Here is a 12,083-nt window from a genome sequence, read left to right as displayed (position 1 = left end):
TACGCCTCAAGCCAGCGGGTGCGGCTGTCCCGGGCATAGTACCACTGAGCCTGCGGCCGCGACTGTCTCTCCCGCGCCAGCGGCCTGCTGCTCGGGTGGAGCGGCTGAGGGGCCTCCCGAGACGGCCAAAAACGACGAGCATCACGCCGAGGCTGGAGGCTGCTGCGCTGGCGGCAAAGTCTCTGATGGCGCAGCGACGGTCACGGACCCTGTGTGCGGAATGACGGTCGATCCGGCGAAAACGGCGCATCATGCTGAGCACGCCGGCCAAATCTATCACTTTTGCAGTGCCGGTTGCCGGACCAAATTCGTCGCCAACCCTGACGTCTACCTCGGCGACAAGCCGAAGCCTGCGCCAATGGCGACGCCGGGCGCTATCTGGACGTGTCCCATGCACGCGCAAATCCGTCAGGAGGGGCCGGGGACATGCCCGATCTGCGGCATGGCGCTCGAACCGGAAGAGCCGTCGCTCGACGATGGGCCTAATCCCGAGCTGGTCGATTTCACGCGTCGGCTATGGGTGGCGGGTGTGCTCGCTGTGCCATTGCTGGCGATCTCGATGGTCGCCGAAATGCTCGGCGTCCATGTCGTCAGTCCTGCCGCATCACCTTGGGTACAGCTCGCGCTCAGCGCCCCGATCGTACTGTGGGCGGGCTGGCCGTTTTTTCAGCGGGGATGGACGTCGCTTCGCACTCGCCATCTCAATATGTTCACGCTGATCTCGATCGGGGTCGGTGCAGCCTTCCTATACAGCCTGGTCGCGACGGTCGCGCCCGGCATCTTCCCGCCGACCTTCCGCATGCACGGCGGCGTGGTCCCGGTCTATTACGAGGCGGCCGGAGTGGTGGTAGCCTTGGTGCTGCTCGGACAGGTCCTTGAACTGCGTGCCAGAGCGGCGACCGGGCGCGCGATCCGCGCCCTGATGGATCTTGCTCCCAAGACGGCGCGCCGGGTGCGATCGGACGGGTCCGAGGAGGAAGTCAGCCTCGCCGACGTGGCGGCCGGCGATCGGCTACGCGTTCGTCCCGGGGATGCTATCCCCGTCGACGGCGTGGTGGTCGAGGGACGCTCCTCGGTCGATGAGTCCATGCTCACCGGCGAGCCCGCCCCTGTCCTCAAGGAAGTCGAGGCGGCCGTCACGGGTGGAACGGTCAACGGCACGGGCAGCCTGGTCATGGAAGCGCGCGCGGTCGGATCGGATACGATGCTGGCGCGGATCGTCCGCATGGTCGCGGACGCGCAGCGCAGCCGTGCCCCGATCCAGGCAGTCGCCGATCAGGTATCCGGCTGGTTCGTGCCGTTGGTCGTGCTGGTTTCTATCGCGACGTTCGTGGTGTGGTCGCTGGTCGGTCCTGAGCCGCGCATGGGTCATGCCATGCTCAATGCCATCGCCGTGCTCGTCATCGCCTGCCCCTGCGCGCTGGGTCTCGCTACGCCCATGTCGATCATGGTCGGGACGGGCCGCGGGGCTCAGGCCGGTGTGCTGGTGAAGAACGCCGAAGCGCTCCAGGGGCTCGAAAAAGTCGATACACTGGTCATCGACAAGACGGGCACGCTCACGGAAGGCAAGCCTAAGCTCATCGCGGTCCAGACGATCGGCTCGGTCGTGGAGAACGACCTGCTAGCGCTTGCTGCGGCCGTCGAAGGGCAATCCGAACACCCGCTCGCACACGCAATCGTCGTTGCCGCCAAGGATCGAGAATTGCAGCTCGGCACGGTCTCGGACTTCGCCTCGCAAACCGGTCTAGGGGTCAGCGCCAAGGTCGATGGCCGTCCGGTCGTGATCGGGAACGCCGAGCAAATGCGCCGAATTGGCGCTGATCCCAAAGCGCTCGACGCCGATGCCGATCGTCGTCGTGGCGAGGGTGCAGGCGTCATCCTGGTGGCGATCGATGGCGCTCTTGCCGGCCTGCTCGCGGTCGCCGATCCGGTCCGCGCCAACGCCGGAGAGGCAATCGCCGCGCTTCGCCAGCAAGGGCTTCGCGTCATTATGCTGACTGGTGACAATCAGACGAATGCCGATGCGGTCGGCCGCGCTGTCGGCGGACTCGACGACGTCCGCGCCGGCCTGCGCCCGGAGGACAAGGCGCGTATCATCGGCGAACTGAAGGCGGGCGGTGCCAAGGTCGCGATGGCCGGCGACGGAATCAACGATGCGCCCGCTCTGGCGGCCGCCGATGTTGGTCTGGCGATGGGTACGGGAACGGACGTGGCGATCGAAAGCGCCGGCATAACGCTCACGCGCGGCGATCTGTCGGCGATCGTGCGTGCGCGGAAGCTCGCCCGCGCGACGATGCGGAATATCCGTCAGAACCTGTTCTTCTCTTTCCTGTTCAACGGGATCGGCGTGCCGGTCGCGGCCGGGGTGCTCTACCCCGTGGCAGGCATTCTCCTCTCGCCGATGCTGGCCGGCGCGGCGATGGCGCTCTCGTCCCTCACCGTGGTCCTCAACGCGCTGCGGTTGAACACGGTGAAGCTATGAACATCGGGGCCGCATCGGATGCCAGCGGTGTCTCGCAGCGCATGATCCGCCATTACGAGAAGATCGGTCTCGTGCCCGCGCCGCCCCGGCGTGGGAGTTACCGCGACTATGCCGACCCCGACGTTCACCGCCTTCGCTTCATTGCCAACGCGCGTGACCTGGGCTTTCCGATCGAGGAGATCAGGACGCTACTCGGCCTCTGGTCTGATCGCAGCCGATCCAGCAGCGAAGTCAAAATGCTTGCGCAAGCGCGCGCTGACGAACTCGGGCGCAAGGCGGCTGCGCTTGAAGATATGCGATCGACGCTCCTGGAATTGGTGAACCGCTGTCACGGAGACGATCGACCGGACTGCCCGATTCTTCGCCGCATGGAAGCGTGAAGTCGCGCCTAGTCGCTAGGGCGACGAGCAACGCCGTCCCGCCACGGTCGTTGCGAAGAGCGAAGCGTGATCCGCAGCGACGCTGCCCGGCCGCGGATCGCGTCCATCGTTCGTCCCATCTCGCGCGCGATCTGTCCGATGGTCTGCTTGGCCGCCACGCGCCGGCGTAGCTCGGCGTCGGTCTCGGCGGTCCAGCGTGTGCCATGCTGACCGGTCAGCTCAATATCTCCTCGATCAGGAGAAGCCCCAAAAAGCCGATAAAGAACATGGCGCTGATGAGCGGGGTGTCGGGCTTTTCGTGCGCCTCGACCAACAGCTCCTCGGTGACGAGGTAGAGCAAAGCCATCAGCCCGAAACTCAGGAACCCGGCGATGATGATGGGCGGGAGCAGTGCCACGGGCGTCGCCAGCGCCGCGCCGATCGGCAGCAGCAGCGCGATCCCCACCGTGATCGCCACGATGCGGGCCTTCGATCGGATCGTCTCGCCGAGTTCGGTCGTCACGGTCAATCCGAGGAACAGCACCTCGAGGGTCAAAGCGATGGTCAGCAATATGCCCGCTTTGCCGCCGGCGATGAACGCCAGGCCAAGGACAAGCCCGTCGATCAGGATGTCGACGCCGACGGCACCGAGCATCGCAATAGGCCCCTTGGCCCGACCCTCGATGGCTTTTAGCGAAAGCATGACGATGATGCCGATCGCCCCCCCGATGAAGGTCGCGATGGGCGAGCCTTTGTGCATCACCTGCGGAAGGATCTCGACTGCCGCTGCGGCGAACACCACGCCTGCCGCCAGATGCTGCATCGCGCTTACGACGGCTTCGCTCGGTCGTCTGGTAACGGCAACCAGCGAACCGAGCAGTACGGCCGCGACCGGGATCAGGGTAAAGACTAATGCCTGCATGTCGCGAGCCTCAAACGGTCTTGTCGGATTCGAGCGTGCACGGCGTTCCCGGGTCGGTCTCGATCTGGATCGTCGCGTGGTCGATCCCGAACTTTTCCTTCAGAGCTGCCGCGACGCCGGCCGTGTAGGCGTCGCCGGGATAGCCGCTCGGGACGAGCAGATGCACGGTCAAAGCCGTCTCGGTCGTGCTCATCGGCCAGACGTGCAGATCGTGGATCTCCTGCACGCCCTCGCGTCCGCGCAGGAAGGTGCCGATTTCCTCGGGGTTTAGGCCGGGAGGTGCGGCCTGCAGGCTCATGTTCACGGAATCGCGGAGCAACCCCCAAGTCCCGATCGCGATTACCGCAACGATGACGAGGCTCGTCACCGGATCGATCCAGGTGAGGCCGGTCTTCACGATGATGAAGCCTGCCACCACGACGCCGGCCGACACCGCGGCGTCGGCTGCCATGTGGAGGAACGCGCCCTTGATATTGAGGTCGCCCTTACGCCCCGACATGAACAGGAGCGCGGTCGCCGTGTTGACGACGATGCCGATCGCCGCGACGATCATCACCGTGCCGCCCGCTACCGGAGCAGGCTCGGAAAAGCGCCGGATCGCCTCCACCGCGATCACGACGATGGCGACAAGCAGCAGCAGGGCATTCAGGAACGCCGCCAGGATCGACGAGCTGCGGAAGCCATAGGTGTATTTGCCGCTCGGGCGGCGCTTGCCGAGCGTCGCCGCGCCCCAGGCGATCAGCAGGCCCAGCACGTCGCTCAAATTGTGGCCGGCATCGGCCAGCAGCGCCATCGATCCCGACGCGATGCCGTAACCGGCCTCGATGATGACGAAGCCGAGATTGAGGGCGGTGCCGATCGCGAACGCCTTGCCGAAACTCTTGGGGGCGTGGCTGTGGCCATGCCCCCCGTGAGCGTGGCCGTGGTCCTGACCACCCGGTTCGCTATGGCCATGGGCGTCGCCACCCGCTGCATGATCGTGCATGATCTGTCTTTCAGTGTGCCGCAGCGGGCAAGGGAGGGAGTTCGAGATGGCCGTCCGATGACGCCGGCAGCGCGCGCGCGCCGAAGCGGGCGTAGAGCGTCGGCAGCACGAACAGGGTCAGAAGGGTCGCGGAGATGAGACCTCCGATAACCACGGTCGCGAGAGGTTTCTGCACCTCGGCACCGGCACCGTGCCCCAGCGCCATCGGTACGAACCCGAGCGAGGCGACGAGTGCGGTCATGGCAACCGGCCTGAGCCTGGCGAGCGCCCCTTGGTGCGCCGCCACAGCGCGATCCACGCCGTCGCGCATCAGGTCGTGGATGGAGGACACCATCACCAACCCGTTGAGCACCGCGATGCCCGACAGCGCGATGAAGCCTACGGCCGCGGAAATGGAGAATGGCATCCCCCGCAGCACCAGCGCCAGCACTCCGCCTACCAAGGCCAGGGGCACGCCCGTGAACACGATCAGCGCGTCCCGAACGGAGCCTAGCGCCCCGTAAAGCAGCAGCATGATGACGGCGAAGCAGATCGGCACGACGATCGCGAGCCGGTCGCGTGCAGACGCCAGATTTTCGAACTGGCCGCCCCATTCGAGATAAGTGCCCGGAGGTAGCTTCACCTGGCTGTCGATCGCGGCGCGCGCATCGGCGACGACACCTGCCACATCGCGGTCGCGGACGTTCGCCTGCACCACGACGCGCCGCTTTCCGTTCTCCCGGCTGATCTGGTTGGGACCGTCGACGACGGCGATATCCGCGACCGTCGACAACGGCACGAAACCGCCGCCTGCGGTCGGCACGGGCACCTGGGCGACCCCGGTCAGATCGGATCGTGCGCTTTCCGCCATGCGGATCACGACGGGGAAGCGGCGATCGCCTTCGAAGATGACGCCGGCTTGGCGTCCCCCGATCGCGGCGGCAACCGTGTCCTGCACGTCGCCGGCCGTCACCCCGACCCGCGACATGGCGGTGCGGTTGGGACGGATGTCGAGCATCGGCAGACCTTCGGTCTGCTCGACCCGGACGTCTGCGGCGCCGCGCGTCGCACGCAGGATGCCGGCGATGCGATTTGCGGTCGCGTTCATCTCGCCGAAGTCGTCGCCGAACACCTTGATCGCGATATCACCGCGCACACCGGCGATCAGCTCGTTGAAGCGCATCTGGATGGGCTGGGTGATTTCGTAGGCGTTGCCCGGCAGGGTGGAAAGTCGCTTTTCCAACTGCTCGACCAGCGCCTCCTTGGACAGACCGGGGTCAGGCCATTCGTTCTTGGGCTTCAGGATGACGAACGTGTCGGTCGCGTTAGGCGGCATCGGGTCCGATGCGATTTCGGACGTGCCGGTGCGCGAGAAAGCGAACCTGACTTGCGGCGCCTTGGCGAGCGCCTTTTCGACCTGGAATTGCATGGCCTGACTCTGGTCGACCGACGTGCCCGGGATGCGGACCGCCTGCACGAGGACATTGCCTTCATCGAGCTGGGGCAGAAACTCTTGGCCCAAGGTAGTGAAGGCGACACCGGCAAGCGCGAGCGCGCCGACCGCGACGCCGATGGTGAGGCTCGGTCGGCGCATGGCCGCATCGAGCCCCGGTTCGTAGCGTCGCCGCAGGAACGCGACGATGCGGCTTTCTTTCTCCTCGACCCGCTTGCTGAGCCAGATGGCGATGGCTGCGGGCACGAAGGTCAACGACAGGATGAAGGCGAAGACGAGCGCGATGATGACGGTGAGTGCCATCGGCTCGAACATCTTGCCCTCGACGCCGGAGAAGGTGAGGAGCGGCGCATAGACGAGGATGATGATCGCCTGCCCGTAGACAGACGGGCGGATCATCTCGCGGGCGGAGGCAGCGACCAACCCGAGCCGCTGTTCCATCGTCAGCTCGCCTTCGCGGCCGTGCTGCGCCTCGGCGAGGCGGCGCAACGCATTCTCCACGATGATAACGGCGCCGTCGACAATCAGGCCGAAGTCGAGCGCGCCGAGGCTCATCAGATTGGCGGAGACACCAGCTTTCAGCATACCGATGCTGGTGAGGAGCATTGTGATCGGGATGACGAATGCGGCGATCAGTGCCGCCCGGAAATTGCCGAGCAGCGCGAACAGGACGACGATGACCAGCACAGCGCCTTCGGCGAGGTTGCGGGCAACCGTGGCGATGGTGGAGTTCACCAGTTCGGTCCGGTTCATGACCGGCTTCACCACCACGTCGACTGGCAAGGATCGGCCGATCTGGGTCAGCCGCTCGGCCACGCCCGTCGATACGGTGCGGCTGTTTTCCCCGATCCGCATCACCGCCGTCCCGACGACAACTTCATGACCGTTCTCGGACGCGGACCCCATGCGGAGCGCCTGGCCGGTGCGGACGGTCGCGATCTGGTTGAGCAGGATCGGCACGCCCTCGCGCGTGGCGATAACGGTGCGGGCGAGTTCGTCGGCGTTGCGCACACGCCCGTCCGAGCGAACGGCAAGCCCTTCACCGTTGCGGTTGACGACACCCGCGCCGGCGCTGGTGTTATTGCGCTCCAGCGCCGTTGTAAGATCCTGCAGCGTGAGGCGCATCGCCGCCATACGCTGGACGTCGGGAACGACGAGATATTCCTTGGTGTAGCCGCCAAGGGAGTCGACGCCAGCCAGACCCGCCGTGCTCTTGAGCTGCGGCGTGACGATCCAGTCTTGCACGGTCCGCAGGTAGGTCGCCTTGTCGGCATCGCTGACGAGGTGATCGCCCTCCGGCGTGATGTAGCTGCTATCGCGTTGCAGGCCGGGTTCGCCGTTGCGGTGACGAGTCTGATCCAGCTCGCGGTATTCGACCGTCCACATGAAGATATCGCCGAGCCCGGTCGCGATCGGCCCCATCTCAGGGTTCACGCCTTGCGGCAGGTCTTCCTCGGCGGTCCGCAGGCGCTCCGCGACCTGTGCCCGTGCGAAGTAGATATCGGTCTTCTCGGAGAAAACAGCCGTGACCTGAGCGAAGCCGTTGCGGCTGAGAGACCTTGTATATTCGAGGCCGGGGATGCCGGCGAGCGCAGTCTCGACGGTAAAGGCGACCTGTTTTTCGATCTGGTCCGGTGAGAGGGCAGGGGCGACGACGTTGATCTGCACCTGGTTGTTGGTGATGTCGGGCACGGCATCAATTGGAAGCTGACGCAGTGCGCCGATCCCGATCAATGCTGCGGCGACGGTGAAAAGCAGGACCAGCCAGCGCTTTTCGACGGAAAGGGTGACGATGCGACCGATCATGGCTCAGTCCTCGTCCGCGCCCGAGCCCTTGCCGAGTTCGGCCTTGAGCGTGAAGCTGTTGGTGGACGCGATCCGCTCGGAGCCGCTGAGGCCCGATGTCACCACGACCTGACCGCCATTGGTCCGGCCCAATGTCACTGGCAGCGCGCGGAACCCTGTCGGGGTCCGGACGAAAACGAACGACTTGTCTTCGATCATTTGCACCGCGGCTGACGGGACGGCGACGGTACGGTCGCCGGTGGCGGGCACGAGGATCGACACGTTGACCGTCTCGCCGACCCGCCAAGTGCTACCAGCGTTGTCGAGCGTCGCGATCACCGGCACCAGCCGGGTCGTCTCGTCCAGCACGGGCGAGACAAACGTCACCCGACCCTCCTGACGCCGGCCGGGGGCCGTGACCTCGACGCGCGCGCCAGGCTTCACCCGGCCTGCATCATTCGGCACCAGCGACGTGGTGACGGTGACTTTCGAAAGATTGGCGACGCGGAACAGTTCGGCGTCGGAAGCGACCGTCTGCCCGAGTGTGGCAGACCGTGCGATGACCTGACCGCCGATCGGCGAGCGCACCGCAATGCGGTTGAGCGCGCCGCCCCCGCTCCCGGTCGCCGACAACTGCTGTTGCGCCAAACGCAGTGCGATACCGGCTTCCGTTGCCGCGGTCCGCGCGGCGACGAGATCCTGTTCCGGCGAGACGCTCTCGGCGAACAGGCGCTGTTCGCGGCGCAGGTTGGACCCGGCGAGGGCGGCACGTGCGCGCGCCGCCTCGACTTCGGCCTTGAGCGATGCTGCTTCCCGGCTCTCGATAATCGCGAGCGGATCGCCGCGGCTGACGGATTGGCCGAGATTGCGGGTGAGCGAGACGAGGCGCCCCCCGACCGAGGCCGACACAACCTGTACGCCTTGCGGATCGCCTTCGATCGTCGCGGACAGCTCGATCGCACCAGCTTCGCCGCCTACGGTCGGGCGCGTCACCTCGATGCCGGCGTCCGCGATCTGCTGCGCGGATAAGGTGACAACATCCTTGGCCGCTTCTTTGGTCTCGCCAGCTTCGGTCTTCTCGGTCTTTCCAGCTCCGGCTTTTTCCCCGGCTTCGCCGCTGCTGCCACCACTGCCGCAGCCCGCAAGGGTGAGAGCCAGGGTCACGGGTGCAAGCGCCCGAATGATGATCTTCGTCATTGATTGGTTTCCTCGGACGAGGGCGCGGCGGCAACGAGCCGTTGGAGGCGTGCCTTCGCATCATGATAGGTGGCGAGCGCGTCGATCACGGCAGTTCGCGTTTCGGACAGGGTCCGCTCGGCATCGAGAAGGTCGAGCTGGCCGAACTTGCCTTCGCGGTAGCCGATCCGGGCGATCCGCGCCGCCTCGGTTGCCGAGGCGAGCGCCGGTCCGCTCGCGTTGCGGGCGGACGTGGCCGCATTTGCCACCTCGACTTGGGCGCGTGCGATATCCTGTGCCGTATTCAGCTCGGCTACACGCCGAAGCGCCTGTGCCTGATCGCTCTGGGCGCGAGCTTGGGCAACGGCCGCCTTCCCGTTGTTGAATACGGGGAAGGGGATCGACACCCCGAATACTGCCGCGACATCGTTGGTCGCCTCGAGACGACGCGCACTGGCGCTGAGCGTCACGTCGGGGACGCGCTGGGAGCGTGCGAGCCGCACCTGTGCTTCGGCTGTGGTGGCGTCCGCGCGCGCAGCGGCAAGCGCGAGCGTGCCGGCGGTCGCGATCGGCTGCGCCGGACCAAAGCCCTCGACGCGATCGTACCACGCCATGTCGAGTGCGCCGGTAGCAGGTTGTCCGATGCGGCGCGTTAGGTTGTCGCGTGCGACCTCTGCGAGACGCTGCGCACGCTCGACGGCGGTTTCGGCATTGATACGCAGCACGTCGGCCCGCTGCTGTTCGAGGGGCGATGCCCGCCCCGCCTGCACGCGGACGCCAGCTGCGCGCAGCGCTTCCCGGGCGATCCCCGCCTGTTCGCGTGCCGTGACGAGGCGACGGTCGGCCGCGGTAGCCTCGATGTAGAGTTGTGTGACGGCAAGTCGCAGATCGGCTTCGGCCAAGGCAGAGCCGATCCGGGCGCGACTACCGATCGCGTCGGCCACTGCGATCCGCGCGGACCGCTTGCCCCCAAGCTCGATCGGGAACGCCAAGCCGGCCGTTGTCTCGGCGCTGCGCACCCCGCGATATTGTCCGCTGCCCGCGACGTTCTCGGTTTCCGCGACGATCGAGGGGTTGGGGCGATAGCCCGCGACGGTGCGACCCGCCTCTGCTGCCCGGACCCCGGCCGTTGCCGCGTCCAGCGCGGGCGCGGTCGCGCCGGCGAGCGCCAGCGCCTGGTCGAGCGTAAGGGTTGGACCGGTCGATATCGGCTCGGACGATTGCGCCTGCGCAATCGACGCGCATGACGCCACGGCCAATAGGGCCGCGATTAAACGCTGCATGGGTAAGGATCTCCTGACGAACGCTGGAATCCGCGCCGGTGTGCCGGGCGGAGCTTAGACGTCGGTCAGGCTTGGGGAGGTCGTAGCGCCGGGTCCGACTGCGCCATCGCCATCGGACCATTGTTCCAGGTTGAGGGCGTCACGCGCAGCCCCGTAGCGGATGCGACCGGATCAGGGGCCATCGGAACGCCGATATCATGGCCGTGGCATCCACCATGGTGATGGGGATAGCCCTTCTGGCTGTCGGCCGGCACTTGGTCGCCATCGCCGTCGGCATGGCCGATCGACGTAGATGCGGATACCTCGACCCCCGGCCCCTCGGCCGCGTGCGCGACCGATCCGAACCCGAGCGACAGCGCGAGCATCAGACAGAGGAAGAGGGCGGACAGGCGCTGCATCGGCCCGGCTCGTAGCAGCTTAGCGACTGCCATGTAATGATCCTCGGAGATCGACGGACGCGGGACGCGAGGAAGACCGCAATTCCGCTTGGGCCTGCCGCATGATCTGGAAGCCGCCAGCCAATCCCAGCGCTGCCATCAGCGCTGCAACAAGAATGTCGGGCCAGGCACTGTTCAGGCCGAACACGCCGCCTGCGGCCAGGACAACGGCGATGTTGCCGATCGCGTCGTTGCGCGAGCAGATCCAGACCGATCGCATGTTCGCGTCACCGCTGCGGAAGCGGTAGAGCATCACCGCCACGACGAGGTTCGCGATCAAAGCGACAACGCCGACAATCCCCATCATCTCGGCATGTGGCACGGTTCCGTGAAGCGCCGCCCATCCTGCCGCGATCAGGACGTAAAGACCGAGTACCGCAAGCGTCGCACCTTTCAGCATTGCGGCGCGGGCGCGCCAGGCGAGAGCCATACCTGCGACGCCAAGACTGATCGCGTAGTTCGCCGTATCGCCGAAAAAGTCGAGAGCGTCGGCCTGGAGCGCCTTCGAGCCGCCCGCGATGCCGGCGACAATCTCGATCGCGAACATGGCCCCGTTGATCGCGAGCGCGATCCATAGCGCGCGCCGCCATCTCGGGTCGTTGAAAGTGCCCGTCTTGTCGGACGCGCAACTCGTGCAGGCCATGTTCGCCACCTCGATAGAATCGATCTGGCAGCCTATATGCACCCTCTAGTCGCTAGAGGGTCAAGCGCGATGTCCGAAAAACTGACGATCGGAAAACTTGCTGGGGCAACCGGCACCAAGGTCGAGACGATCCGCTATTATGAGCAGATCGGTCTGCTGCCGGCACCGGCGCGTTCGGCAGCGAACTACCGGACGTATGACGCCGCGCATCTTCGCCGCCTGTCGTTTATCCGGCGCGCGCGGGATCTCGGCTTCTCGATCGATCAGGTGCGGGAATTAATGGGGCTTGCCGATCGGCGAGACCAATCATGCATGGCTGTCGACGTCATTGCCAACCAACACCGCGACGCCATCACGCGCAAGATCGCCGACCTGACGGCGCTGGCAGGCGAACTAGATACGCTGATCGATTCCTGTAGCCGCAACACCGTTGCTGATTGCCGGATCATCGAAGCCTTGGCGCCGCCCGTCTAGGCAACCACCGACCGCTAGCTGCTCCGCGAAAAGACAACGTTCTGTGCGGGGCTTGGCCCAGGCAACACGTTGTTTCTGACGATCAGCTGATGGCGCACCCCGTCC

The 12,083-nt window shown here is 66.0% G+C and carries 10 protein-coding genes; 3 read left to right on the top strand and 7 right to left on the bottom strand.

Translation table 11 applies throughout. The annotated features are described in order from the left end of the window. Positions 1–211: 211 nt before the first annotated feature. Together SFC76_RS12300 and SFC76_RS12295 are read left to right on the top strand one after the other, a co-directional pair. Complete coding sequence (locus SFC76_RS12300; RefSeq protein WP_322849753.1) at positions 212–2,482, top strand: heavy metal translocating P-type ATPase; 2,271 nt, start codon at positions 212–214, stop codon at positions 2,480–2,482. Further along, positions 2,479–2,862, top strand: coding sequence for a MerR family DNA-binding protein (locus tag SFC76_RS12295; RefSeq protein WP_322849752.1), 384 nt, complete (start codon positions 2,479–2,481; stop codon positions 2,860–2,862). Before SFC76_RS12300 ends, SFC76_RS12295 begins: the two co-directional genes overlap by 4 nt. A 214-nt stretch (positions 2,863–3,076) precedes the next feature. Here the strand turns inward: SFC76_RS12295 and SFC76_RS12290 are convergent, their stop codons facing one another. The 7 genes from SFC76_RS12290 to SFC76_RS12260 all read right to left on the bottom strand — a co-directional run bounded on the left by SFC76_RS12290 (position 3,077) and on the right by SFC76_RS12260 (position 11,504). Next, positions 3,077–3,763 carry a transporter gene (locus SFC76_RS12290; RefSeq protein ID WP_322849751.1) on the bottom strand — a complete coding sequence of 229 codons (687 nt, stop codon included), beginning with the start codon at positions 3,761–3,763 and terminating at the stop codon, positions 3,077–3,079. A 10-nt stretch (positions 3,764–3,773) separates the two neighbouring features. Further along, the gene (locus tag SFC76_RS12285; protein ID WP_322849750.1) at positions 3,774–4,748 is read right to left on the bottom strand and encodes a cation diffusion facilitator family transporter; all 975 of its coding nucleotides are present in this window, start codon (positions 4,746–4,748) and stop codon (positions 3,774–3,776) included. 10 nt (positions 4,749–4,758) lie between these two features. Next, positions 4,759–7,986: a CusA/CzcA family heavy metal efflux RND transporter gene (locus SFC76_RS12280; protein WP_322849749.1), complete on the bottom strand. Its 3,228-nt coding sequence runs from the start codon at positions 7,984–7,986 to the stop codon at positions 4,759–4,761. A 3-nt stretch (positions 7,987–7,989) separates the two neighbouring features. Next, positions 7,990–9,162, bottom strand: coding sequence for an efflux RND transporter periplasmic adaptor subunit (locus tag SFC76_RS12275; protein ID WP_322849748.1), 1,173 nt, complete (start codon positions 9,160–9,162; stop codon positions 7,990–7,992). Further along, the gene (locus SFC76_RS12270) at positions 9,159–10,424 is read right to left on the bottom strand and encodes a TolC family protein (protein ID WP_322849747.1); all 1,266 of its coding nucleotides are present in this window, start codon (positions 10,422–10,424) and stop codon (positions 9,159–9,161) included. Before SFC76_RS12270 ends, SFC76_RS12275 begins: the two co-directional genes overlap by 4 nt. A 65-nt stretch (positions 10,425–10,489) precedes the next feature. Beyond that, the gene (locus SFC76_RS12265; RefSeq protein ID WP_322849746.1) at positions 10,490–10,822 is read right to left on the bottom strand and encodes a hypothetical protein; all 333 of its coding nucleotides are present in this window, start codon (positions 10,820–10,822) and stop codon (positions 10,490–10,492) included. Between the two features lie 19 nt (positions 10,823–10,841). Further along, complete coding sequence (locus SFC76_RS12260; RefSeq protein WP_322849745.1) at positions 10,842–11,504, bottom strand: cation transporter; 663 nt, start codon at positions 11,502–11,504, stop codon at positions 10,842–10,844. A 69-nt stretch (positions 11,505–11,573) separates the two neighbouring features. Between SFC76_RS12260 and SFC76_RS12255 the strand changes: the two genes are divergently transcribed. Continuing rightward, positions 11,574–11,978, top strand: coding sequence for a MerR family transcriptional regulator (locus SFC76_RS12255; RefSeq protein WP_322849744.1), 405 nt, complete (start codon positions 11,574–11,576; stop codon positions 11,976–11,978). The last annotated feature ends 105 nt before the right edge of the window (positions 11,979–12,083 follow it).

The sequence above is a fragment of the Sphingomonas sp. CD22 genome (assembly GCF_034556155.1).
In the GTDB taxonomy this organism is placed as follows: domain Bacteria; phylum Pseudomonadota; class Alphaproteobacteria; order Sphingomonadales; family Sphingomonadaceae; genus Sphingomonas.
Note: the sequence above shows the minus strand (reverse complement) of the source record. Positions and strands in the feature narration are given on the sequence as shown.